We start from the raw sequence: 24830 nt of genomic DNA on the forward strand, positions 1-24830 counted from the left end.
GAGCTAAAAAATAATATTTTCACCAGCTGGCTTGAAAACTGCTTACTCAATCATTACCTTCTGTCTTAATTACCGGGAGCGCATATGAACCTGATTTATAACAGTGACCAATACAGCGTCGTCGAATTTGGTGCCGATGAACAACGTGAAGCTTTGCGTTTCGGTGGCTATGAAATCGTCGATAAATCGTTCAAGCGCGAGATTTTTATTGCTGGTGCATTGGCGGAGTTTTTCCGTAAAGGGGTCGAAGACCTGATCGCAACAGAGCCGAGCATCGAAGACATTGATGCTTTCCTGGGCAATTACGACTCGATGATGAGCCAGCCCGTTACCTTACAGTAAGCCGGACAGATTCAGATCAACCCAGTTTCCAACCCGCCCGCCTTGCATCGGAAGCAAGCGGGTGGCTTGGGGCTGCTTTTGTATTGCCAGGTTCCCGACAGCCGTTAAACTAGCGAACCTGGCACACAGCAACGCGCCGATCGGCAAATAGCCGGCAGGCGTCCTGTAGCGTGCCCCACCCTCATCCTCACGTTTCATGTTCGCCAACTCCAGTCCCATCCACAGTGCGCAAACCGGCGTCCACGACCAGCTTGCGGCAACCGTCGCCAAGCACGCAGCACACAAATTCCAGAAACCTGTCAGCAGCTATAACCAGGCGGCATTCGACGCCAGCATCGCCGCCTGGCATGCTGCCGGCAGCATGCCATTGATCCTGGATGCGGGTTGCGGGGTCGGCTTGTCGACCATGCATCTGGCGGCGCAATATCCGGATCATTTCGTGATCGGCGTCGACCAGTCGGCGGACCGGGTTGGCCGCAATACGCTGTGGTCCGGCAATGCGCCGCAGCCGCAAAACCTTATCCGGATCCGCGCCGATCTGGTGGATTACTGGCGCTTGTTGTTGGCGGCGCAGATTTATCCGGTGCGCCATTACCTGCTCTACCCGAATCCGTGGCCAAAGATCGGCCAGTTGAGCCGGCGCTGGCACGGCCATCCGGTGTTTCCGGATATCGTCGCGCTGGGCGGCATTCTCGAATGCCGCAGCAATTGGCAGATCTATGTGGAGGAATGCGCCAGCGCGCTGACGCAGTTGAGCGGCATCGACGTCGGCTGCGAGCCATACCAGACGGCAGCGCCGATTACGCCGTTCGAGAGCAAATATCTGGCTTCGGGACATCAATTGTGGCGTTGCCAGGTACAGCTCGGCAAACCCGGAGAGAACTAGGACCGGAGCACCGCGCCGCGCGATATCCGATCCTGTGCAAAAGCGGAAGCCAGGACGGCTTCCGCTGAAGGGTGTAGCGCTTAAATTTCGACTTTGGTACCGAGCTCAACCACGCGATTGACCGGGATGTGGAAAAAGTCGGATGGTTTGGCGGCATTCTGATACATCCACGCAAACAGTTTTTCCCGCCACAAGTGCATGCCCGGAATCTTGCTCGGGATCACCGTGTCGCGCGCCAGGAAGAACGAAGTATCCATCACGTCGAACTCCAGGCCGAACTGCGCAGTGGTCAGCGCCATCACGGTCTGCACGTCCGGCGCTTCCTTGAAGCCGAACGCGGCGCGCAGCACATAAACGTCCTTGCCCAGTTCGCGCAAGGTCAGGCGCTTGCTGTCTTCGACGAAAGGTACGTCCCAGATACTGATTTTCAGGAAGAACACGCGCTTGTGCAGGATGCGGTTGTGCTTCAGGTTGTGCAGCATCGCCACCGGTACTGTGTCGACATTGCCGGTCATGAACACGGCAGTGCCTTCGACCCGATGCGGTGGATGCGCCAGCAAGCCTTCGACGAACGGCTCCAGCGGAATCCCTTCATCCTTGCTGCGTTCACGCAGCAGCATGCGGCCTGCGTACCATGTCATCAACAGGAAGAAAGCGAAGCCGCCGAGCAGCAACGGGAACCAGCCGCCGTCGACAATCTTCAACAGGTTGGCGGCGAAGAATGCAAAGTCGACCACGAAGAAAGCACTGATGACCAGCGCCACCAGGAAAGGATTCCATTTCCAGACGGTGCGCATGACGACTGCCGCCAACACCGTAGTGATCAGCATGGTGGTGGTCACCGCGACACCGTACGCAGCGGCCAGGTTGTCGGATTTCTTGAAGGCCAACACCACTGCAACCACCAGGATCAGCAGCATCCAGTTGATCATCGGGATATAGATCTGGCCGCGTTCATCTTCCGAGGTGTGCAGGATACGCATGCGCGGCACGAAGCCCAGCAGGATAGCCTGGCTGGTCAGCGAGAACGCGCCGGAGATCACCGCTTGCGACGCAATCACGGTGGCGGCGGTCGCCAGGATCACCATCGGCATCAGCAATGCATCCGGCACCATCAGATAGAACGGGTTCTGGATCGCGCTTGGGTTGACCAGCAGGTTGGCGCCCTGGCCGAAATAATTCAGCAACAGGCATGGCATGACGGTGTACAGCCAGGCAAATCGGATAGGACGGATGCCGAAGTGGCCCATGTCGGCATACAGGGCTTCGGCCCCGGTCAGCACCAGCACTACCGAACCCAGCACCACGAACGCTTGCAGCGCATGCGCCTGCATGAACGCGTAGGCATAGTAGGGATTGATCGCGGCCAGGATCTGCGGCGCCTTGATCACATTGAAGACGCCGAGCAGGCCAAGCGATACGAACCAGATGAACATGACCGGACCGAACAGCTTGCCGACCACGGTGGTGCCGTGCTTCTGGATCAGGAACAAGCCGATCAGGATGACCAGCGATAACGGCAGCACGTAGCGGGTAAGCCCCGGCGTGGCGATTTCCAGCCCCTCCACCGCCGACAACACCGAGATGGCCGGAGTGATCACGACGTCGCCGTAGAACATGCAGGCGCCGAATACGCCCAGCATCATCAATATCTTGGCGCGCCGCGAGCCGTGCTGAGCGGTGCGCAGCGACAACGCCATCAATGCCAGCACGCCACCTTCGCCGTTATTGTCGGCGCGCATCACGAACAATACGTACTTCAGCGACACCACGATCGTGATCGCCCAGAACAGCATCGAGATAATCCCCAGCACGCCATCCGGTGTAAACGGGATGCCATGCTCGGTACTGAAACATTCTTTCAACGAGTACAGCGGACTGGTGCCGATATCGCCGAACACGATTCCCAGTGCGGCCAGCGTGACGATGTGCAGACGGGATGACTTGAATCCGGCGCTGTTACCGCTGGTTTGCGTATTGCTCATGGTTTCTCTCATCTTGTTGGTAAGGGCAGGTCCGGCATCCAGGAATGCGTGAACCACTTACTTCTCATTATTGCTTTTTAAAAAACTTTTTGACGCATTGCACAAGGTGGCGGATTTTACTATCGAACCCCGGCCGGGAACTAATTTGCGATGTCAGTGCCGTTGTGAAAATACATCGCCGCATTGCTGAATTTGTGCTTATCTGATTTCCCTTACCGGCCAATCCGCATAAGACAAATCTGATTAATCATGAAAACAATGACGAAAAATTAATAACAAAATATTCTCATTCTGCCTGCCCGTCAAAACCTACTCGCTTTTCAGGGCGAGAGCTCTTTCATAAAGGGCATTCTTCTTTTGACCGGTAATTTGCGCCGCCAAGGCAGAAGCTTGCTTGATTGACAATTCGGCCAGCAGAATCTTCAATACCCGCTCTCCTTCCGCACTATCGTCGAGTGCAACCGGCGCCGCCTCGACCAACAACACGAATTCGCCCTTTTGCCGATTGGCGTCGGCCGCCAGCCACGCCGGAGCGTCGCCCAATGCGCAGCGATGCACGCTTTCAAACAGTTTGGTGAGTTCGCGCGCCAGCACCACCTGGCGCTCGGGGCCGAAGGCCAGCAACAGTGCGTCGACGGTTTCGATGATGCGGTGCGGCGCCTCATACAGCACCAGCGTAGCGCTGGCGCCGACCAGGCCGCTCAGCACGATTTCGCGCTGGCGACCCTTGCTCGGCAGGAAGCCGACAAACTGGAACTGGTCGTTGACCAGGCCGCTGACCGACAGCGCGGTAACGGCTGCCGACGGCCCCGGCAACGGCAATGCACGCAAGCCGGCGCGCAGCACCGCATCGACAATCCGCGCGCCCGGATCGGACACCGCTGGGGTGCCGGCATCGGACACCAGCGCGATCCGCTCGCCAGCCTGCAGGCGGGCGACGATCTTGTCGGCGGCTTCGCGCTCGTTATGTTCATGCGCCGCCAGCAAAGTCTTGGATAAGCCGTAGCGACTCAACAAATGCGCAGTATTCCGGGTATCTTCACAAGCCACCGCATCAACCATCGACAATACGTGCAATGCGCGCAAGCTGATATCGCAGACATTTCCGATAGGCGTGGCCAGCACATATAATGTGGACGCGGGATACGCCTGCTGCGCCACCTCATCCAGGATTGACGAAGTGACGAGGGCGCTTGCAGATTGATGAGTCATGGGGAGTTATGCATGTTATATAAATGGGCCAAGCTGACATTGGTGGCAGGGATCCTGTTGAACGGATTGTGCCCGCCTGCGCTGGCAAACACAACCATCGTCGAAGCGGCCAGCCCCGATCCAAGCGGCAACACCATTCCACTGGCCAGCATCGCCTTGCTGCTGCCACTACGCTCCGGCCCGTTGGGCGCGGCTGCTGACGCAGTGCGCGCCGGCTTCCTGAATGCCTATGAACGCGACAAGAGCGACCTGGCGGTGACCGTGATCGAATCCGCTGATACGCCGGCCGACATGCTGGCGACTTATGCGGCGGCCAGCAAGAAATACGACATCCTGGTCGGCCCGCTGTCGCGCACCGGCATCACCGCCATCGTGCAGAACGGCCAGGTGACAAAACCGACGATTGCGCTGACCCAGCCGGATCTCTCCAGCGACAAGGACCAGGCGTTACCGACGCAATTGCTGCCGATCGGGCTATCGATCGAAGCCGAAGCGCGCCAGGTTGCCAGCTGGGTGGGCGCCGAACTCGCGCCGGGCAAGGTATTCGTGCTGAGCACCAGCGCCGCCTGGCAAAAGCGCGTCGCCAGCGCCTTCACGCAACAGTTGCAAGGCAGCGGCCTGCACGCCGACCTGATGACATTCAGCATGGCCGACGGCGCGCTCAACCCCGGCGCCCTGACGCAATTGCAGCAACGCATCCAGAACGAAAAACCGCGCCTGCTGTTTGCCGCCCTCAATGCCGACCAGACCAAGCAGATACGCAATGCGGTCGGCGACGAGACGCCGATCTACGGCATTTCGCAAATGAATCCTTTGACGCTTGGCGACAGCAATCCCGAACATCAGATTCCTGAGTTGAACGGCGTACGGCTGCTGGATATTCCTTGGCAGGTCCAGCCTGACCATCCGGCCGTGATGGTCTATCCGCGTCGCACCGATGGCGCCGAGCAGCAACCCAACGCCGATCTCGATCGCTTGTACGCGCTCGGCATCGACGCCTTCCGCATTGCCCGCGAGGTGGCCGCGCGCAACAGCGTATTCCAGATCGACGGCGTCACCGGCCGGCTCAATGTCACTTTCGGCGTCGGCATCGATGCCCCCAGCTTTGAGCGCGTCGAGCCGGAGGCGGTGTACCAGAACGGCGTTGTCACGCCGCTGTACGCACACTGAGCGCGTGTCCCCGCCCAACTGCATGCCATCGCCGCCATGAGCATCCTCGGGACTCTCCTGCCCGGTCGCTCGAATCAACGCGGTCAAGCAGCCGAGGACATCGCGCTGGCGTATTTGCAGCAGCGCGGGTTAAAACTGGTGGAACGGAATTTCCGCTGCAAGGGCGGTGAAATCGATTTGATCCTGAGCCAGCCGGGCCCATCGCCGCAACTGGTGTTTGTCGAGGTCCGGCAACGCAGCAGCAGCCGCTATGGCGGCGCGGCAGCCAGCGTGACGCACAGCAAGCAGGCCAAGCTGATCATCGCCGCCCAGGTTTTCCTGCAGCGCTACCCGCAACCTCCGGCCTGCCGCTTTGATGTGCTGGCCATCGAGGGTGAGCACATCGAATGGATCAAAAACGCATTCGATACCTGATCCTCGCCACGTTGTGCCGGTAAAGCTGCGGCGCCAGCTATAATCTGGCCAGCGCAACCCATGACGACCGTCAGCCAGCATATTAACCAGAAAACAATTCCGAGAAGATCGCGCGGCAACACAGCTTCAAGCCGCCACGCGCATTTTCAACAGCGTCCACCACCATCCAAACCGACATCATGATAAATCAACGCATCCTGGCGCACTTCAACGAAAGCGCCGAACTCAAGGCTCGTGCAGCAGAGGTCCTGGCCGGGCCGATTTCCAATGCGGTTGAACTTATGTTCTCCGCGCTGTCCAATGGCAACAAGATTCTTGCTTGCGGCAACGGCGGCTCTGCTGCCGACTGCCAGCATTTTGCAGCGGAACTGGTCGGACGCTTTGAACGGGAACGGCTGCCGCTGCCGGCATTGGCGCTTACCACCGATACCTCGATCATCACCGCAGTCGGCAACGATTACAGCTTCAACGAAATCTTTTCCAAGCAGGTGCAGGCGTTTGGGCAGGCCGGCGATATATTGCTGGCGTTCTCGACATCGGGCAATTCGGCTAACATCCTGGCGGCGATCGATGTTGCGCTGGAACGCGAAATGCGCGTGGTTGCGCTGACCGGCAAAGGCGGCGGCGCCATCGGCAAGAAACTGACTGAGGCAGATGTCCATATTTGCGTGCCGCACGACCGCACCGCACGCATCCAGGAAGTCCATCTGTTGACAATACACTGCTTATGCGACGGCATCGATGTCGCTTTATTTGGAGGAGATGCGAATGATTGATCGGGGAAGTTGGAGCAAATGGCAGCGTCCATTGGCCGCAGTGGCATTGTGCGGAACGGTGGCGCTGGGCTTGCAAGGCTGCGTCGCATTGGCGCTTGGCGGCGCCGCCGTCGCCGGCAGCTTCGCAGTGACTGACCGGCGCACGCTGGGTGCGCAAACCGAGGACAAGGGAATCATTGTCAAGGCCGAATCGCGAGTTCCGGGTGTCGTCGGCCAGGATGGCCACGTCAACATCACCAGCTTCAACCGCAAGGTATTGCTGACCGGCGAAGTACGCGACGATGCAGCCAAGGCCGCCGCCGAACGCGAAGTGCAGGGAATCGAAAACGTCCATTCGGTCGATAACGAATTGGCGATCGGCGCACCGTCGACATTCTCTTCGCGCTCCAACGACACCTTCATCACCAGCAAGGTCATCGCCTCACTGGTGGATGCGAAGGATGTATTCAGCAATTCGATCAAGGTTGTCACCGAACGCGGCAATGTCTACCTGATGGGCCGGGTCACCGAGCGTGAAGGCAATCGGGCAGCGGAAATCGCTGCCGGTGTCGGTGGCGTGCAAAAGGTGGTCAAGGTGTTTGAATACATCACCGAGGACGAATTGACGCAGATGTCGTCCGCACCGCGCGAGAGCGCCAAGTAAGCCCCCACTCCTATTGCTCGAAGCCGAAGAACCTGTAGTTCACTTGCTTTTCGGCTTCTTGTCATATAACGTTGCCGCTGGATAATTTGTCCGGCGGCTTTTTTTTGGGGAAAACAATGATCGGTTTCATCATTTTTCTGGCAGTCGTGCTTGCCATCGTGGCCTGGATGGTCGGCATCTATAACCGTCTGGTGAGCTTCCGCAACCGCTTCAAGAACGCCTTCGCGCAGATCGATGTGCAGCTGAAACGCCGTTACGACCTGATCCCGAACCTGGTGGAAACCGCCAAGGGCTACATGAAACACGAGCGCGAAACGCTCGAAGCGGTGATCTCCGCGCGCAACCAGGCCGTCACCGCCAACGCCAAGGTGGCCGGCAACGCCACCGACGCCGCCGCAGTCCAGCAGATGGCCGCCAGCGAAGGCGCGCTCAGCTCCAGCCTGGGAAAACTGTTTGCATTGTCGGAAGCCTATCCGGACCTGAAGGCCAACGAGAACATGATGCAACTCACCGAAGAGCTGACCGGCACCGAGAACAAGATCGGCTTCTCGCGCCAGGCATACAACGACAGCGTGATGGAATACAACACGGCCATCGAGCAGTTTCCCGGCTCGATTTTCGCCAACATGTTTTCATTCAAGCCTGCCGAATTGCTGCAAGCCACCGAAGCGCCGGAAGAACGCAAGGCAGTCAAGGTCACATTCTGAGCTGGTCCGATGCGGCCGGCGCGATGCCGGCTGCCTATGCCTGGCATCCCGACCTCTCCTGACTGAGCTGCGAGCATGACTTTCTTTGAACAACAGCACCAGGCACGGCAGGAAACCAGGAAACTGGTGTTCCTGTTCGCGCTGGCGGTGATAGCGATCGTGGTGGCGGTCAACCTGGCGATGGCGCTGGTCTGGACCTTCAAGTTCGGCGCCCATCATGGCGTCATGCGCAGCTATCCAAAGGGCTTCTTTGAAACCAACACGCTGATCACGCTGCTGCTGATCGGCGGCGGTACGCTGATCCAGACCTTCAACCTGCGCGACGGCGGCGACGCTGTTGCGCAAATGGCTGGCGGCCGCCTGGTCTCGCCGGCCACGCGCGACCTGCAGGAGCGGCGCTTGCTGAACGTGGTCGAGGAAATGGCGCTGGCTTCCGGCATCGCCTGCCCCAAGGTATATCTGCTGGAGCAGGAAGACGCGATCAATGCCTTTGCCGCCGGCTACAATCAGAATGAAGCGGTGGTCGCGGTCACGCGCGGCACGCTCAACCGCTTGACGCGGGATGAATTGCAAGGCGTGGTCGGCCACGAGTTCAGCCACATCCTGAACGGCGACATGCGCCTCAACGTGCATCTGATCGGCGTCCTGTTCGGAATCCAGATGATCGCCGGCTTCGGCCAGCAACTGATGAATTTCGGCAGCAGCTTCTGGGATGTCCGCGACCGCAACGACAAGGGGCCGCCATGGCACCTGGTCTTGATCGTTACCGGCCTGGTGTTGTACGTGGTCGGCTACATCGGCATCTTCTTCGGCCGCCTGATCAAATCCGCCGTATCGCGCCAGCGCGAGTTCCTGGCCGATGCCAGCGCGGTGCAATTCACGCGCAATCCGGACGGCATCGGCGGCGCATTGCGCAAGATCGGCGGCCTTACCGACGGCAAGAAAATCGGTTCACAAATCAATCATGCAAATGCCGAACAACTGTCGCACCTGTTCCTCGGCAGTGCCCGCCCTAACCTTCTGGACGGCTGGTTTGCCACGCATCCGCCGCTGACGGAACGGCTACGCCGCATTTACGGCCGCAGCATGGGGCCGCTGGAAGCGCCGGAATTGGCGGTACCGTTTGCCGAACACAGCGAACGCCTGGCTGACCTGCCCTTTACTGCCGCAGCTGCCGCAGGTTTTGCCGCCGCCGGCGACGCTTCGCCAATCCAGACATCGACGGTAACCGGCTCGCCAACGCCATCGCTTGAATTCGGCAACAGCAGCGGCAGGACATCGCCGTTGGCACCGCAACTGGACAGCGCGGTGCATGACCCGGTAGCCGCTTGCGCCGTGGTGTATGCGTTGCTGCTGGGCGATGACGCCGAGCGCGAGCAGCAACTGGCAGTGCTCAAAAAAGAAGCGCCGCAACAGGCGGCGTTGACGACCTTCCTGGCCGAATCGACTGCGCAGTTGCCGCGTAGCGCCAGGTTGCCGCTGGTCGACCTGGCGATGCCGGCTTTGCGCCAGTTGGCGCAACCCGAGCGCGACAAATTGCTGGCGATTGTCGATCAGTTGATTGCCGCCGACAACCGCATCACGCTGGCCGAGTTCGTGCTGCAAACCATCCTGGCGCGCCGCCTGGGGCCGCGCGCCGGACGCCTGGTGCAGATCAAGTTCAATCGCCTCGCCGAGCTGAAGAGCGATATCGCCGTGCTGCTGTCGCTGGTCGCACACGTCTGCGTGCCGTCTACCGCCGCTAACGCAGATGAAGCGCGCATCGCGGCCTTCCTGCGTAGCGCCCAGCTATGCCCCGAGCTCGATATCGCCGCCAAGGATTATTGCGATGGCGCGGGCCTCAGCTTTCCGCGCGTGCGCCAGGCGCTGGACAACGCCAACCGTCTTGCACCACTGGCCAAGCCGCAATTGGTGAAGGCGCTGCTGGCCGTCGCCGATAATGGCAGTGCCGATGGCGGCCAATTGGATATCGCCAGCGCCGACATACTGCGCGCCATCTGCGCCGGCATCGAGGCACCGATTCCGCCGGCGGTTGCCGCTACTTATCACGCTTATCCGTGGCAATTCGATAACTAAACCTAAAGATTGCGCGACTCCGACAAAGATTTGCGCCGGTGACTATAATGGGATCTTTCGGGCTTTGCCCATGTTGGGATTTCCGCCATGCAACCTCAAGTTGAACAATCCGCCGGCAAACGGCACTGGATCAAAGCCGTGGCCGCTGTCGCGGTGATTGCTGTGGCCTCGGCTGGCTACATGTCGATGTCGAAAAAGGATGTTGCACCAGACGTCACGTTCACCAACCTCAAGGGCGAGCAGGTATCGCTGAAGAGCATGCGCGGCAAGGTGGTGATGGTGAATTTCTGGGCCACCAGCTGCACCACCTGCGTGGCCGAAATGCCGCAGATGGTCCAGACCTACAATATGTACAAAGACAAGGGCCTCGACTATGTGGCAGTAGCCATGAGTTACGACCAGCCCAACTACGTGACGAACTTCGTGGAAACCCGTGGCTTGCCGTTCCAGGTCGCGCTTGATCTGCAAGGCAAGCTGGCCAACTCCTTCGGCGACGTCAAGCTGACGCCGACCACTTTCGTGATCGACAAGCAAGGCAACATCATCAAGCGCTACGTCGGCGAACCCAAGTTCGCCGAGTTGCATGCGCTACTCGACAAGGCACTCGCAGCATAATGAAAAAGGCGCTTCAAGCGCCTTTTTTATTGCCCGTCTAAAATGAAAACACTATCTTGAAGTGGCGCCGCGCGAAGCCGTGTCGTACAAGCCGGATGCGGTGCGCAACAGCTTGGCGGCATCGCCCAGCGCCTGGTTCGACAGGCCGGTATCGGACAGCACGGTGATCAGGCACTCCTCGCGCACTTCGCGATATTTGAGGCAAAGCGCGTAACCGCCGGGGGTGGCCGAAAAATAGGCTTCCTTGCCGACCTTCTCGCTTTTGATGTAACCGGCTTTCACCAGTTTCTTGAGTGCGTAACTGGCGATATGGGTGTCCTCGATGTTGAGCACGAAGCAGATATCGGCAAGGCTTTTTTTGCGTTCACGGTGGCAGACATGGTGCAGCAATGAAACCTCGACCGGTGTCATGTCCTTGACGCCGGCAGCCGACATGCAGCGCGTCATCCAGCGATTGAAGGCATTGCCTGCAATAATCAATGCGTATTCCAGTTCCGACAACTCGACACTGCTTTCCGAAGCCAGGTGTGCGGAAGAAAGGATTTTAGGGGCGGCACCGTTCATACATGTCCTCAACGCCAAGAAAACCAAATCATACAACCAGTCATGGCCGGAATCGATGAAATCCGAGTGCGTAGAGCTGCAGGATTTCAACAACAATATAAACTATTTATATACGAATTATTGACATTTTATTTTTGATCGATGATATTGCAAGCTGTTTCAAGGTATCAGCGACCTAATTAACACGTTGCAGATAAGGCAATACGCCAGGCAGCAGCGGCTTTTGTTGATGTCCGCAACACGATGATTCTCTCAGGCACCCCAGTGCAGAAGGAACGTAGCCGCAATGACCCAGCCCGTCATACAAGCACTTGGTGAAAGCGCCTTGATATTGAATACGGGGTCCAGCGCGACCCTGGAATACCAGCAGCGGCTATGGGCCATCGCAGCCCAGGCGGCGCAATGGCCGCATGTCCGCGATATCGTGCCGGGCATGAACAACCTGACCATCCTGTTCGACCCACTGGCAGCCGATCCGCAGCAACTGGAAGAACGCCTCCTGGAAGCCTGGGACACTGCTGCGGTCAGCCAGAAGACCGGCCGCAAAATCGACATCCCGGTGGTCTACGGCGGCGACAGCGGCCCCGACCTGGAAGAAGTGGCGCGCCATACCGGCCTGGCGCCGGCTGAAATCGTCAAACGTCATACAGCGGCCGAATACATCGTCTATTTCATCGGTTTCCAGCCTGGCTTCCCGTACCTGGGCGGACTTGATCCAAAGCTGGCGACGCCGCGCCGCAGCGAACCACGCGTGATCGTGCCGGCCGGATCGGTCGGCATCGGCGGCAGCCAGACCGGGATTTATCCGGCAGCCTCGCCCGGCGGCTGGCAATTGATCGGCCATAGCGCAGTGCAACTGTTCGATCCGAATGAAAATCCGCCAACACTACTGCAACCGGGCGACCGTGTGCGCTTCGTCGCCAGCGAGGTGATCCTGTGATCAAGATCATCCGCGCCGGCCGCCTCAATTCGGTCCAGGACACCGGCCGCAGCCATTTCCGCCATCTCGGCATCTGCCAATCCGGCGCCCTCGACCGTACCGCCTTATCGATCGCGAATATGCTGGTCGGTAATCCGCCCGAGGCGGCGGCCATCGAATTCACGCTCGGTCCTTGCGAACTGCACTTCACCTCGGATTGCCGCATCGCATTGGGCGGCGCCGATTTCGGCGCAACGCTGGACCAACGTCCGTTGTCGCCATGGTGGAGCGTGCAGGCGCGTAGCGGCCAGACCTTGCGGCTGAACGCCGCGCGCCATGGCATGCGCAGCTATCTGGCGGTCGCCGGCGGCTTCAATTCGGCAACACAGCTAGGCTCGCGCTCGACAGATCTGCAAGCCGGTTTCGGCGGCCACGCCGGCCGCACATTGACGGAAGGCGACAGCCTGTCCGCCGGTGAGTTGAACGCTCCAGACGCAGCTGTGCATGCCGCACCATCATTCGGTGTACGGCCGCCTGCCTGGTATGAAAGCGACGATAGCGAACCGCTGCCGATCCGCGTGATCCCCGGACCCGAATACGATTCGTTCACGGTGGCAGCGCATCGCGCATTCTGGAACGAGAGCTGGACCCTGACGCCACAAAGCAACCGCATGGGCTTTCGCCTGAGCGGTCCCGAACTGAAAATCAAGAAAGGCAACGACCTGTTGTCGCACGGCGTGCTGCCGGGAGTGATCCAGGTGCCGCCGGCCGGCCAGCCAATCGTGTTGATGGCCGATGCGCAAACTACTGGCGGCTATCCGAAGATCGGCGTGGTGATCGGCGCCGACCTGGCGAAACTGGCGCAGCTGCGCTTCAACCGCACGCTGCGCTTCGTCGAATGCGACGCTGCCGAGGCGCGTGAAGAACTGCGCCGCGACAACTTGTATCTACAACAAATCGAGGCGGCGATGCACTGGTTGCGTCCGGCAAGAAAGTAAGGAGCAGATGATGCCTAAGAAAGAAACACATAAAAAAAGCCCGCTGTTAAGCGTCGACCTGAACGCTGACCTCGGCGAACAAAGCGATGGCAGCGACGAAGCGTTGCTGGCGCTGGTCAGCTCCGCCAATATCGCCTGCGGCTGGCACGCCGGCAGTGCGTTGATGATGCAGCAATGCGTGGCCTGGGCGGTTGATCAGGGTGTCGCCATCGGCGCCCATCCGAGCTTCCCCGACCGGGACAATTTCGGCCGCACCGAAATGCAGCTGCCGCCCAACGAAATCTACAGCGGCGTGCAGTACCAGATCGGTGCACTGGCGGCGATCGCCGCCGCCAATGGTGCGCAGCTGGCGCACGTCAAACCGCACGGTGCGCTGTACAACATGGCGGCGCGCGATGCGGCACTGGCCGACACCATCGTCGCCGCCATCTACGATATCGATCCAACGCTGACGCTGTTCGGCCTGGCCGGTAGCGAACTGATCTCAGCCGCCCAGCGCGGCGGCCTGACCGCCATCGAAGAAGTGTTTGCCGACCGCGGCTACAACCCGGACGGCAGCCTGGTCAAACGCGGCACGCCGGGCGCCCTGATCGAAGACGAAGAGCTGGCACTGGCACAAACCATGCATATGATCCGTGAAGGCAAGGTGCACGCCATAGACGGCAGTTGGGTGCCGCTCAAGGCGGATACCGTCTGCCTGCACGGCGACGGTGCGCACGCGCTGGCATTTGCGCGACGCATCCATGCCGAACTGAACCAGCAAGGCATCGCCATCCGCGCGCCGCAGATGACCGATAGCGATGCCTTGTTCCCGTTGCTGGGCTAATCGATTACACACAAGAAGTGAAAAATCGACGGCGCGCCAGCGACCGTCATCAACCCTAGGAGATATCAATGGACGTATCAGGACTGCTGCCTCTCATCGGCATACCCATCGTGGTGGCCGGTTTTGCGCTTAAATTCAACCCCTTGCTGGTGGTGTCGGTAGCCGGTCTGGCGACTGGCTTGTCAGTCGGTATGGATCTCGGCACGTTGCTCGAAACCTTTGGCGAGAAATTCATGAACAGCCGCTCGCTCGCTGTTTATGTATTGATCTTGCCGGTGATCGGGCTGCTCGAAAGCTACGGCCTGAAAGAGCGCGCGCAGGACTGGATTTCCAGCATGGCAAGCGCCACTTCAGCGCGCATCCTGATGTTGTATTTCGTGCTGCGCCAGGGTCTGGGCGCACTTGGCCTGACCTATATCGGCGGCCAGGCGCAAACCGTGCGGCCGCTGCTGGCGCCGATGGTGGAAGGCGCAGCCGCAGCGCGTCACGGCGACCTGCCGAAACATATCCGCGACAAATTGCGCGCGCATTCCGCAGCTTGCGACAACATCGCCGTGTTCTTCGGCGAAGACATTTTCATCGCCTTCGGTGCGGTGCTGCTGATGGATGCCTTCCTCAAGGAAAACGGCATCCAGAATATTGAACCGCTGCATCTCGGCCTGTGGGCGATCCCGACTGCCATTGCTGCGCTCCTCATTCACATGGCGCGCCTGGTACGCCTGGATGCCAGCATCCAGCGCGACGTCGATGCATGGAAAAAAGCTGAAGGAAAAGAGGTAACAGCATGAATACCCTGATCACCATCAATGAAATCTACTATCTGATCGGCATCATCGTCATGCTGCTGGTCGGCATGACGCTACGCGACAAGGGTAATCCGAAACGCCTCACTACCGCACTGTTCTGGTTCCTGTTCGGCTCCGTGTTTCTATTCAGCGATTTGCTCATCGCCGGGTTCGGCAAACAGATGGCCTATCGCATCATCGGCGTCGAGGTGTTGCTGCTTTCGCTGATCGCCGGCTGCGGCTTGCTGTCGATGGGCAGCTACAAACAACGCAGTGCAGAACAACGCCAGGCATCGGCCAATCAATTCGGCAACTGGATATTCCTGCCGGCAGTGCTGATTCCGGTGGTTACCGTAATCTGCACGGTCCTGCTGAAAGGTGTGGCTATCGGCGGCGTCTACATCCTCGACCAGAAACAACTGACGCTGGCGGCATTATGCGTCGGTTGCATCTGCGCCATCCTGGCCGGCTGGAAACTGACCGGCGGTACGCCATTGCATGCTGTACGCGAATCGCGCCGGCTGCTCGACGCCATCGGCTGGGCATCAGTGCTGCCGCAAATGCTGGCGATGCTGGGCGGCGTGTTCGTTGCAGCGCAGACCGGTAAATCGGTGCAGGAAGTGGTCGGCCTGTTCGTCAATCCCGAAAATCGCTTCATGCTGGTGGTGATCTATTGCGTTGGCATGGCCTTGTTCACCATCATCATGGGCAATGCTTTCGCCGCCTTCCCGGTGATGACCGCCGGTATCGCACTGCCATTCATGATCATCGGCCACCACGCCGATCCGGCGCCGCTGGTCACCATCGGCATGCTGGCCGGCTATTGCGGCACCCTGATGACGCCAATGGGTGCAAACTACAACATCGTGCCGGCGGCGCTGCTGGAATTGAAAGACAAGTACCAGGTCATCAAGGTGCAGATTCCGACCGCAGTGACGCTGCTGGCAGCCAACATACTGCTGATGTACTTCATCGTATTCCGCTAAGGAGAAACCATGCATCTGACCCAGGAACAAGTCTCGGCCTTCGCAGCGCTACCGCTGCGTTCGCTGCGCCACGAATATCCAAACCACATCATGCACGTCCTCAACGGCCCGCAAGATGTGTTGTCGCCGCGCGCTCTGCATCCGGTGTTCTACGGCTGCTACGACTGGCATTCGGCAGTACACGGCTATTGGCTACTGGCACGGAGCGCACGCCTGTATCCGGCGCTGCCGCAGCAAGCCGAGATCGCGGCGCTGTTCGACGAACACTTCACTGCCGCCAACATGCAGCAGGAACTGGCGTATTTCACCGTACCGGGCCGCACTTCTTTCGAACGGCCGTACGGCTGGGCCTGGGTGCTGGCGCTGGCGCAGGAATTGGAAAGTTGGCAGCACCCGCGCGCCGCAGCATGGCTGGCGGCGATGGAACCGCTGGTGGTCGAGATCCGCAAGCGCGTGCTGAATTTCTTCCCTCTGCTGAGTTATGCGATCCGCGTCGGCACGCATTACAACAGCGCCTTCGCACTCAAGCTGATCCTGGATTTCGCGCGCCATCGCAACGACGCCGAACTGGAAAGCGCCGTAGTCGCCGCAGCCTGCCGCTACTTCATCGCCGACAGCAATTACCCGGCGCACTACGAACCGGGCGGCGATGAATTCCTGTCGGCGGCGCTGACCGAAGCGCTGCTGATGGCCGATGTGCTGGAGCCGGATGTCTACGTCGACTGGTTCGCGCAATTCCTGCCGTCCCTGCCCGATGTTGACCGACTGATGAATCCGGCCGAAGTCAGCGATCGCACCGATCCCAAAATCGCCCATCTGGACGGCCTCAACCTGAGCCGCGCCTGGTGCATGAAGCGGATTGCGCGGCGCTTGCCGGAACATGATGCGGCGGCGGCCACCTTGATCGCAGCGGCGCAACGGCACATCCAGGCCAGCCTGCCGCATGTCGCCAGCGGTCACTATGCCGGCGAGCACTGGCTGGCGACGTTTGCCATGCTGGCGATGGAAACGACGGCTTAAACACTGTAGAGGATGGCGGCAGCGTTCATGCTGCCGTCAATCTTTGCTGCATTTCTCATTCGCAGGAACGCCATGGAAAAGACTTCACAGAATATTTTGTTGACCGGCTTCGAGCCCTTCGAACGAGAGCCGTTGAATCCCTCCTGGGAAGCGGTACGAACCCTGGATGGCTGGCAATGCGGCGCTGCCCGCGTGGTGGCGCGCCAGTTGCCGTGCGTGTTTGGCAAAGCGCTACAGGTGCTGGATCAACTGATCGCCGAACTCAAGCCGGTACTGGTGATCTGCGTCGGCCAGGCCGGCGGCCGCAGCCAGATATCGGTGGAGCGGGTGGCGATCAATGTCGACGACGCGCGGATTGCCGACAACGCCGGCCGCCAGCCGATCGACCAGCCGATCGCCGGCGATGGCCCTGCAGCGTATTTTTCTACGTTGCCGATCAAGGGCATGGTAAAAGCGATGCGCGACGCCGGCGTGCCAGCGGAAGTCTCGCAAACCGCCGGCACTTTCGTTTGCAACCATGTGTTCTACGGCCTGATGCACCGCCTCGCCACACAGGCGCCGAACGTGCGCGGCGGCTTCATCCACATCCCCTATATTCCATCGCAGGCGGCGCGCCATCCCGGCCAGCCTAGCCTGGCGCTGGAAACCGTGGTCGACGGTTTGCGCAGCGCGCTGCAAAGCGCAATGAGTTTGCAAAAGGATGTCAAAGAAGGTGGCGGACAGTTGCACTAAGTAAGAGTTAGGTGCGCACCCGCTTCCGCGAACCAATCGGACAATTCCGTTAAATTCCTGATCTTCCCGAAGCCGATCTTGTATGATGGACGAGACTCACGGAAGCGCTGCATTGATACAGCAAACACCGCAATTGGTGATCGCCGCAGTGTGTGCAGGGCTTTCCTGGCAGGGTAAAAAATACCCTGATAACGCAGTCTTGCCACAGGAACCTGTATGTCGGAAACCAAAGTCGTCGTCGTCAGCCCGGAAGGCGAGTTGTACGCCGGTAGTGCCGGATTGGTCACCCTGCCGGGCATCGCCGGCTCATTGGGCATCTTGCCGGGGCACACCCCGCTGCTCACGCGCCTGAAGCCGGGCGCCGTCCATATCAAACGCGTATCCGGCGAAGACGATTTTATCTATGTCGCCGGCGGCTACGCTGAAGTCCAGCCGCATTCAGTTACTATCCTGGCCGACACCGCGATCCGCGGCAAGGACCTCGACGAAGCCAAGGCTACCCTGGCTCGGCAACAGGCCGAGGAACGTTTACACAACCAGACTTCGAATATCGACTATGCGCTGGCGCAAGCTGAACTGGCCGAAGCGGTGGCGCAATTGTCCACGCTGGCGCAGATGCGGCGCGGTAAATAATTTGGGTTGGATCTATTCGGGCAGCCGATAGCGCCGGTTGCTATTGGAGCTGTCTGAGCTTGATGCCGATGCGGCATAGGCTGGATGACCCGCCTATGCCGCTTGCTGCGAAAACCCGGCGAGATTACCGAGGTTGCGGCCGGGCCCCGCCATGTGGCCGACCACCACCATGGTTACTGCCGTGGTTGCCGCCGTTTGGCGGCCTGACCTGACCACCGCCAGGTGGCCTGCCGCCACCAGGTGGTCTTACGTGTCCACCGCCTGGCGGCGGCCTGACGCCGATCGGAGGGCGGACGCCATGGCCAGGAGGAGGCCTCACGCCCGGGCGATGTCCACCACCGAATCCTGGCCGGATATGCGACCATTGCGCCTGATTACGGTACCAAGGACGGCCACGATAATATTGGCCCCAATAAGCGCCGATGGTGAAGGCCACGATCGGCAATCCGATCGCGCTGCCGTAGCTCATCAACGGCACCTGGCTGCCCTGGTAAGGATAGTTCAGGTTCTGGGCATATACCCAGCCGCGATTGCCATCGGGCAGATACACATCGCACCAGGTATAGCCATTGATGCAACCAGCCACCGACACCGACATGCCGGGAGGCAATTGGGCCACAAGCGGGTATTCGCGCGCCGGACCGGCGCGCAGGTTGACGGGCTTGCTGGTAAAAGCCTGCTGTTGCGCAAATGCTGTAACAGGAAGGATGATGCAGGCAGCTGCGATCAACGGTAACAGCCTGGTGCGGATCATGAGTACCTCCAGTAATTGGCGACCGCTACCGCATCCTGCAAAGTTTGCGATTCCGGTCTACATTGTCGTATTGAAAAGCCGACTCAAGCATACCCCTAAACAAATAGCCTGTGGACCCTTTACAACACACTACCCTATCATTCCGGCAGAATACCGTTGGCGCCCGGCCCCGAAAATGGAAGCCGCCAACCACCATCATTTACGAGACCCTGCCATGCGCCCTTACAAACGGCTGCTGATCGTTGTTCTGTTTCTAGCTGCGCTGCTGGCCTTATTTCAATTTTCAGGGCTGCGGCAACACTTCAATTTAGCATTTCTTCATCAACAGATCGTTGACAATAAATTCAGCGGCCTGCTGATCTTTGTCCTGCTGTTTTGCCTGGGTAACATGATTCAGATCCCCGGCTGGATATTTCTCGCCGCGGCGGTACTCGCGCTGGGAAAAGTCTGGGGCGGCCTGGCGACCTATGTCGCGGCAGTGATCTCTTGCGGGTTCACTTTCCTGACAATACGTCTCATCGGCGGCGATGCAATGCGGGCGGTAAAAAACCGTTATGCGTTGAAAATACTCAATGGCCTCGATGCGCACCCCATCAAAAGCATCGCGTTGCTGAGGGTGCTGTTCCAGACTGTGCCGGCACTGAACTACGCACTGGCTTTATCCGGCGTGAAATTTCATAAGTACCTGATCGGCACCATGATCGGCTTGCCATTGCCGATCATGTTGTATTGCGTGTTTTTTGAGTATATCGGCAAGGTACTGCATCTGCATTGAGACGCCGCCTGCCCTGGAGTCGAAAGAATGCCATCTGAGTGAACGCGATACATTACTAAAAATCGCATGGCGTCCACGCAAATTGCAGAATTAATTCAAGGTGGACATCAATGTCGGCCCGCCATCTGAGGGAAGCGGCTTCAGGCCGATCAATGTCATCACGAGCGGATAGACGTCAACGTTGTCAAATGGCGCCACCACCATGCCTGACTTGAATGACGGCCCCGCAGCGATGAAGATTGCCTGCATTTCCGAAGCCTGGTTATCGTAGCCATGCCCACCGGCTGGCGTACGTTCTGCCGCCTTGTCGTTAGCAACAATTTGCCAACCAACTTGCGCCAGGCAGATGAAACTCGGTACGCGCGCATTGCTGCCGTAGTGAAAGCGCGCCGGTATCTCTTCCTTGCGCCAGCATTGCATGTGCTCGTGCGGTTTCAGCAGTGCGAGCGCCAGCGCGTTTTCTTGTCCCGGCTCGGCTTCCAATCCGGCATAGGTGCCACTCGTGATCAAGCGGTAACTTGATTTTTCTGCGATCTGGTCCAGTCGGATGACGCGCTGCTTGCTCATTGCCGCCATGCCATGGTCAGACACAATGACAATATTGGCCTTCATGTTGCGAGCCTTCAGTCCAGCCATCAGGCGCCCGATCGCCGCATCGACATGTGCCGCCGCCTGGGTAGTTTGCGGCGCGTCGGGACCATACTCATGCCCCGAATGATCGACTTCGTCAAAATAGAGCGTCAGGAAAGCGGGGCGGGACGAGACCGGTTGATCCAGCCACCCCAATATGGTGTCCACGCGATCATTCGCAGGCACCTTGCTATCGAAGCGACGCCATTGGCCAGGGCGAACACCCTGGATTGCCGCCTCGGACCCGGGCCAGAACATGGTCGCCGTGTGTATGCCATTTTTCTCCGCCGTGGTCCACACCGGCTCAGCTTCATCCCACCAGCGACGATCCACCAAAGCTTCTCGATTGCCGAGGCTAAAACGCACATTGGGAATCTCTTTATCCTCCATCGTGTTGCCGACAACGCCATTGCGGTCCGGCCTCAAGCCTGTCACCAGCGCGTAGTGGTTAGGAAATGTGATGGAGGGGAAAGACGGCAGCATCGCCTCAGCGCGGACGCCCTGCTCCGCCAGGCTATTGAGATGCGGCGTGACTCCGCGTTTAAGATAATCCGGCTTGAAGCCATCGATCGACACCAGAATCACCGGAACAGGCTGCGGCGTTTTGTCGTCCTGTGCGACAGGCTTGGGCGCAATCTGCGCGCAGCCCGTAATCAAGACAACCAACACTACGCAGAACAATTCGCGCAAGGACAGATCGGCAATAATATTTTTCACGGCATTTTCTGTAGAAAAGGAGCGATGACAGAAGATACCAACAATTTATTACCGTGACATGAACCAGCTGGACGGATCGACGCTCAGTTTGTCCGATCTGAAAAGCCTTTCGGTAATTCGGACGGCGCAACGCTGATCACGGTTTCATCATTTTCACCGACGTGATCCAGATAGGTGATCTTGGCAAATTCGGGGACGACATAAATAGGATACGTCGGGCCTGCGTCGCGATAGGCACGCATTTGATCCAGGTGGTCGTTCTGAAAAAGAACAGTGCGATGACCATGTTCCTCAATCCAGTGCGGGAAGAAGATTACACCGTGTAACAGCCGCTTGGATGGCATGACGTTGACGCACACCGACGTCCCGGTCGGTTCATTCCAGGATATCTTGAAACTATCGTCGTCAAGTTGAACCAGGTCCACAATCTGTTCCTTTACCCAACGCCCTCCAACCATGCCGCTGTGAATCCGGTAGTCGATGGTATTGGCGTTTTTCACGTACATCTCATATTGCCAACCGTTTGCATACGTATAAATAAATCGCTTGCCGACGATCTGTGACAAATCTTGCGGTGGAATCGGGTTGCTGACAGTCGTCGCTGATAAATTCATTTCAATCACCTTCTCGTTGATTAGATAAAAACACTCGATACGCATTTGCATGCAAACAATCACTACTCGGGAATCTTGCCCACCATCTTTGCTGCGCGAAGGAAATCGAAATCGACGCCCTGGTCGGCTTGGGTAACCGTGTCCATAAACAACTTCGCGTAACCTCGCTCAGCTGTTGGCGCCACGACTGGAGTGTTGTGGGCACGCCGGGCCAATTCCTCGTCGGATACCAGCAATGCGATTTCGCGATTTTTGACGCTCAGGCGGATTCTGTCGCCATTGAGCACGTACGCTAACGGTCCGCCAATCGCGGCTTCGGGAGTGACGTGCAACACAATGGTTCCAAATGCCGTGCCACTCATGCGTCCGTCGGAAATACGCACGATGTCTTTGACTCCTGCACGCGCCAATTTCCGCGGAATTGGAATGTAGCCAGCTTCCGGCATGCCCGGCGCGCCTTTTGGCCCGATATTTTTGAGTACCAGGATATTGTTCGCCGTTACATCCAACTCATCGCTATCGATACGATTGGCCATGTCCGCCATGTCCTCAAACACGACCGCGCGCCCTTCGTGTTCCATCAGTTTCGCATCTGCAGCCGACTGTTTTATGATGGCGCCGCCAGGGGCCAGGTTGCCATGCAAGACCGCAATACCACCTTGCGGATAGATCGGGTTGGCAATGGAGCGAACAACGTCTTGCTTGATAACCTCGCTCGAACGCTCAATCTCCTCGCCTAACGTGCGTCCTGTAACTGTCACTGCGTCCAAACGCAACAGTGGTTTCAGTTCGCGCAGCAAGGTCGCCATGCCGCCGGCGCGATGAAAATCTTCCATGTAGTGCTGCCCTGACGGCTTCAAATCCAGAAGCACGGGGGTATCGCGTCCCATGCGATCCAACGCATCCAGATCTATTTCGAGCCCCATGCGACCGGCAATCGCCGTCAAATGCACGATGCCATTGGTAGAACCGCCAATTGCCAACAGAACCCGCATGGCGTTCTCAAAGGCTGCAGGGGTCAGCACCTTATCGATGGTCAAACCGTCGTGCGCCATTTGAACCGCCTGGGCTCCGGTTTCCTCCGCGACACGAATACGGTCCGCAGTCACTGCTGGCGGCGAAGCGCCACCGGGTACGGTCATCCCCAGAGCTTCCGCTATGCAGGCCATCGTGCTGGCGGTTCCCATCACCGAGCACGTCCCTACACTGGCGACAAGTTGATTATTCACCTGAGATATTTCTGTCGCATCGATTTCTTCAGCGCGATATTTTCCCCAATAGCGCCGGCAATCTGTGCAAGCCCCGACGCGCTCGCCGCGATGACTACCGGTCAGCATGGAACCGGTAATCAGCTGAATCGAAGGAATACCCGCTGAGGCGGCTCCCATGAGTTGAGCAGGAACAGTTTTGTCACAGCCGCCAATAAGCACCACGGCGTCCATGGGTTGAGCACGCACCATCTCTTCCGTGTCCATCGACATCAGATTGCGCAGGTACATGCTGGTCGGTGCGGAGAAACTCTCGTGAATGGAAATTGTTGGAAAATCTATTGGCAATCCTCCGGCCAGCATGACTCCACGCTTGACGGCTTCGATGAGTTGGGGCGCATTGCCATGACAAGGGTTGTACCCGCTTCCGGTGTTGACAATGCCGACCACGGGCCGCTCAAGGGCTTTGTCTGTATAGCCGGCTCCCTTGATGAACGCTTTGCGCAGAAACAGGGAAAAGCCTTGATCTCCGTAATTCGTCAATCCCTTTTTTAAACCGGTTTGCTTGAGTTTCATGTATCTCATTCCTGGCTGTGTTGCCTGCTTCGTTAATAGATGTGTTGCTGTTGTGCAGGCCATTCACGCTGCTCGCGTATTGCTCGATGACTACGGGCACCGGCGTAGAGTTTTTTCACCAGCGCCTATACGCCAACATCATTTCCCGTTAGGTTCAATAACCCGACCGCGGTGATTGATCGGCCGAATAGAGCACCATCAAAGGGTCAAATAGTCCGGGCCACCGATGACACCTATTCTGCGTATGTTTATTGATAAGAACAATTTGGTATTGATTGCTTAAAAAGAAAAAATTTTTTATTATTGATGCATGGACATTCGCTATATCCAAAGCTTCGTAACCACCGTTGAATGCGGCTCGATTGCCGAGGCCGCGCGACGCCTGGATTTGACATCGGCGGCCCTCGCTGCTCGGGTACGCGCATTGGAGGAGGAACTGGGAACGCCGCTGTTGAAGCGCTCCGGCCGTTCTGTGAAACCTACGGCCGCCGGCTTGAATATTCTCGACAGTGCGCGCAGCATGTTGCGCGAAGAGCGGGACTTGCGCGCCATGGCCATCAAGGGACTGCCGGTTGGTGAATTACGCCTAGGTACTTTCGTATCGGCGCTGACCACCGTTCTGCCTCCTGTTTTGAAAAAGCTTTACGCAGAACATGCGAATCTGTCGGTTTCTGTGATTTCAAATGCATCCGTTGAATTGTGTCGCATGGTTGCATCGGGAGAACTGGATGCGGCAGTTGTCGTCGAGCCGCAATTCGCCATTCCTAAAACATGTGAATGGCGCCCTTTGATGGATGAACCGTTAGTGGTGGTGGCCCCTCGCGATTTGGCGGACCGTGACCCCCATGACCTGTTGCGAAATGAACCATTTATTCGCTATGACCGTTCAGTCTGGGGCGGCCAGCTTGCAGATCGTTATTTGCGCGACCAAGGCATTCGTCCACATCAACGTCTCGAGATCAACGGCCTCATGTCAATTGCAGCAATGATTGATGAAGGGATAGGCGTCTCATTACTCCCTGACTGGTCAGCCTTGTGGTCCGGCGGCTTATCTATCGTCCGCATCCCTTTGCCAGGCCATGCACCGGTACGACGCATAGGATTCATTTGGGGCATCCAAAGCCCCCATGCCCACCTTGCTCATCTATTTCTTGAATATGCCGAGGAGGTATTTCGTGGCAATGGAAAGAATGCCTCCAAGCCGCGGATGTAGCCGCATTCGGTTTCCCTGCTGAAAAGGGAAACCGAATCTTGGCATCACCACCGA

26 protein-coding genes are annotated in these 24830 nt (G+C 58.4%); 19 read left to right on the forward strand and 7 right to left on the reverse strand.

The window, feature by feature from the left end:
• Positions 1–84: 84 nt before the first annotated feature.
• Together ACIPF8_RS14955 and ACIPF8_RS14960 are read left to right on the forward strand one after the other, a co-directional pair.
• On the forward strand, positions 85–342 hold the full coding sequence (locus ACIPF8_RS14955) for a DUF3567 domain-containing protein (protein ID WP_014008142.1): 258 nt from the start codon (positions 85–87) through the stop codon (positions 340–342).
• Positions 343–538: 196 nt separating this feature from the next.
• On the forward strand, positions 539–1228 hold the full coding sequence (locus ACIPF8_RS14960) for a tRNA (guanine(46)-N(7))-methyltransferase TrmB (protein WP_400422267.1): 690 nt from the start codon (positions 539–541) through the stop codon (positions 1226–1228).
• Positions 1229–1308: 80 nt separating this feature from the next.
• Here the strand turns inward: ACIPF8_RS14960 and ACIPF8_RS14965 are convergent, their stop codons facing one another.
• Positions 1309–3225: a potassium transporter Kup gene (locus tag ACIPF8_RS14965; protein ID WP_400422454.1), complete on the reverse strand. Its 1917-nt coding sequence runs from the start codon at positions 3223–3225 to the stop codon at positions 1309–1311.
• 297 nt (positions 3226–3522) lie between these two features.
• A complete protein-coding gene (rsmI, locus tag ACIPF8_RS14970; protein WP_400422270.1) occupies positions 3523–4425 on the reverse strand; it encodes a 16S rRNA (cytidine(1402)-2'-O)-methyltransferase in 903 nt (300 codons plus the stop codon).
• Positions 4426–4437: 12 nt separating this feature from the next.
• Here rsmI and ACIPF8_RS14975 point away from each other — a divergent pair, with 12 nt between their 5' ends.
• The 7 genes from ACIPF8_RS14975 to ACIPF8_RS15005 all read left to right on the forward strand — a co-directional run bounded on the left by ACIPF8_RS14975 (position 4438) and on the right by ACIPF8_RS15005 (position 10826).
• A complete protein-coding gene (locus tag ACIPF8_RS14975; RefSeq protein ID WP_400422273.1) occupies positions 4438–5595 on the forward strand; it encodes a penicillin-binding protein activator in 1158 nt (385 codons plus the stop codon).
• A 36-nt stretch (positions 5596–5631) separates the two neighbouring features.
• Positions 5632–6009 (forward strand): YraN family protein, encoded by a 378-nt coding sequence (locus tag ACIPF8_RS14980; protein ID WP_400422275.1) that lies wholly within the window; start codon positions 5632–5634, stop codon positions 6007–6009.
• 179 nt (positions 6010–6188) lie between these two features.
• The gene (locus tag ACIPF8_RS14985) at positions 6189–6785 is read left to right on the forward strand and encodes a phosphoheptose isomerase (protein ID WP_400422278.1); all 597 of its coding nucleotides are present in this window, start codon (positions 6189–6191) and stop codon (positions 6783–6785) included.
• A complete protein-coding gene (locus ACIPF8_RS14990; protein WP_400422281.1) occupies positions 6778–7428 on the forward strand; it encodes a BON domain-containing protein in 651 nt (216 codons plus the stop codon). Before ACIPF8_RS14985 ends, ACIPF8_RS14990 begins: the two co-directional genes overlap by 8 nt.
• A 116-nt stretch (positions 7429–7544) precedes the next feature.
• Positions 7545–8135, forward strand: coding sequence for a LemA family protein (locus ACIPF8_RS14995; protein ID WP_400422284.1), 591 nt, complete (start codon positions 7545–7547; stop codon positions 8133–8135).
• A gap of 75 nt (positions 8136–8210) precedes the next feature.
• The gene (locus tag ACIPF8_RS15000) at positions 8211–10211 is read left to right on the forward strand and encodes a M48 family metallopeptidase (protein WP_400422286.1); all 2001 of its coding nucleotides are present in this window, start codon (positions 8211–8213) and stop codon (positions 10209–10211) included.
• 87 nt (positions 10212–10298) lie between these two features.
• Complete coding sequence (locus tag ACIPF8_RS15005) at positions 10299–10826, forward strand: peroxiredoxin (protein WP_061534906.1); 528 nt, start codon at positions 10299–10301, stop codon at positions 10824–10826.
• 51 nt (positions 10827–10877) lie between these two features.
• Here the strand turns inward: ACIPF8_RS15005 and ACIPF8_RS15010 are convergent, their stop codons facing one another.
• A complete protein-coding gene (locus ACIPF8_RS15010) occupies positions 10878–11390 on the reverse strand; it encodes a winged helix DNA-binding protein (RefSeq protein ID WP_061534907.1) in 513 nt (170 codons plus the stop codon).
• Between the two features lie 286 nt (positions 11391–11676).
• Here ACIPF8_RS15010 and pxpB point away from each other — a divergent pair, with 286 nt between their 5' ends.
• The 8 genes from pxpB to ACIPF8_RS15050 all read left to right on the forward strand — a co-directional run bounded on the left by pxpB (position 11677) and on the right by ACIPF8_RS15050 (position 18289).
• On the forward strand, positions 11677–12330 hold the full coding sequence (gene pxpB / locus ACIPF8_RS15015) for a 5-oxoprolinase subunit PxpB (protein WP_400422290.1): 654 nt from the start codon (positions 11677–11679) through the stop codon (positions 12328–12330).
• The gene (locus ACIPF8_RS15020) at positions 12327–13307 is read left to right on the forward strand and encodes a biotin-dependent carboxyltransferase family protein (protein ID WP_400422293.1); all 981 of its coding nucleotides are present in this window, start codon (positions 12327–12329) and stop codon (positions 13305–13307) included. The genes pxpB and ACIPF8_RS15020 overlap by 4 nt, the downstream gene beginning before the upstream one ends.
• Before the next feature lie 10 nt (positions 13308–13317).
• A complete protein-coding gene (gene pxpA, locus ACIPF8_RS15025) occupies positions 13318–14133 on the forward strand; it encodes a 5-oxoprolinase subunit PxpA (protein WP_400422295.1) in 816 nt (271 codons plus the stop codon).
• Positions 14134–14201: 68 nt separating this feature from the next.
• Positions 14202–14921, forward strand: coding sequence for a DUF969 domain-containing protein (locus ACIPF8_RS15030; protein WP_400422298.1), 720 nt, complete (start codon positions 14202–14204; stop codon positions 14919–14921).
• Complete coding sequence (locus tag ACIPF8_RS15035; RefSeq protein WP_400422301.1) at positions 14918–15904, forward strand: DUF979 domain-containing protein; 987 nt, start codon at positions 14918–14920, stop codon at positions 15902–15904. The genes ACIPF8_RS15030 and ACIPF8_RS15035 overlap by 4 nt, the downstream gene beginning before the upstream one ends.
• A gap of 9 nt (positions 15905–15913) precedes the next feature.
• Positions 15914–16924: a DUF2891 domain-containing protein gene (locus tag ACIPF8_RS15040; protein ID WP_400422304.1), complete on the forward strand. Its 1011-nt coding sequence runs from the start codon at positions 15914–15916 to the stop codon at positions 16922–16924.
• Between the two features lie 72 nt (positions 16925–16996).
• Positions 16997–17656 carry a pyroglutamyl-peptidase I gene (pcp, locus tag ACIPF8_RS15045; protein ID WP_400422306.1) on the forward strand — a complete coding sequence of 220 codons (660 nt, stop codon included), beginning with the start codon at positions 16997–16999 and terminating at the stop codon, positions 17654–17656.
• Between the two features lie 216 nt (positions 17657–17872).
• Positions 17873–18289 carry a F0F1 ATP synthase subunit epsilon gene (locus ACIPF8_RS15050; RefSeq protein WP_400422309.1) on the forward strand — a complete coding sequence of 139 codons (417 nt, stop codon included), beginning with the start codon at positions 17873–17875 and terminating at the stop codon, positions 18287–18289.
• 124 nt (positions 18290–18413) lie between these two features.
• Here the strand turns inward: ACIPF8_RS15050 and ACIPF8_RS15055 are convergent, their stop codons facing one another.
• A complete protein-coding gene (locus ACIPF8_RS15055) occupies positions 18414–19043 on the reverse strand; it encodes an SH3 domain-containing protein (protein ID WP_400422312.1) in 630 nt (209 codons plus the stop codon).
• Here ACIPF8_RS15055 and ACIPF8_RS15060 point away from each other — a divergent pair.
• Positions 19042–19818 carry a TVP38/TMEM64 family protein gene (locus tag ACIPF8_RS15060; RefSeq protein ID WP_400422314.1) on the forward strand — a complete coding sequence of 259 codons (777 nt, stop codon included), beginning with the start codon at positions 19042–19044 and terminating at the stop codon, positions 19816–19818. The two genes, ACIPF8_RS15055 and ACIPF8_RS15060, sit on opposite strands and share 2 nt — an antisense overlap.
• Positions 19819–19908: 90 nt before the next feature.
• Here ACIPF8_RS15060 and ACIPF8_RS15065 read toward each other — a convergent pair whose 3' ends face one another.
• The 3 genes from ACIPF8_RS15065 to ACIPF8_RS15075 all read right to left on the reverse strand — a co-directional run bounded on the left by ACIPF8_RS15065 (position 19909) and on the right by ACIPF8_RS15075 (position 23563).
• Positions 19909–21165, reverse strand: coding sequence for an ectonucleotide pyrophosphatase/phosphodiesterase (locus ACIPF8_RS15065; RefSeq protein ID WP_400422316.1), 1257 nt, complete (start codon positions 21163–21165; stop codon positions 19909–19911).
• An 83-nt stretch (positions 21166–21248) separates the two neighbouring features.
• Positions 21249–21830 (reverse strand): phenolic acid decarboxylase, encoded by a 582-nt coding sequence (locus ACIPF8_RS15070; RefSeq protein ID WP_400422318.1) that lies wholly within the window; start codon positions 21828–21830, stop codon positions 21249–21251.
• A gap of 11 nt (positions 21831–21841) precedes the next feature.
• Positions 21842–23563 carry an IlvD/Edd family dehydratase gene (locus ACIPF8_RS15075; protein ID WP_400422321.1) on the reverse strand — a complete coding sequence of 574 codons (1722 nt, stop codon included), beginning with the start codon at positions 23561–23563 and terminating at the stop codon, positions 21842–21844.
• A 310-nt stretch (positions 23564–23873) separates the two neighbouring features.
• Here ACIPF8_RS15075 and ACIPF8_RS15080 point away from each other — a divergent pair, with 310 nt between their 5' ends.
• On the forward strand, positions 23874–24776 hold the full coding sequence (locus ACIPF8_RS15080; RefSeq protein WP_400422323.1) for a LysR family transcriptional regulator: 903 nt from the start codon (positions 23874–23876) through the stop codon (positions 24774–24776).
• Positions 24777–24830: the final 54 nt, after the last annotated feature.

The sequence above is a fragment of the Collimonas sp. NPDC087041 genome, from assembly GCF_044745265.1.
Lineage (GTDB): Bacteria > Pseudomonadota > Gammaproteobacteria > Burkholderiales > Burkholderiaceae_D > Collimonas.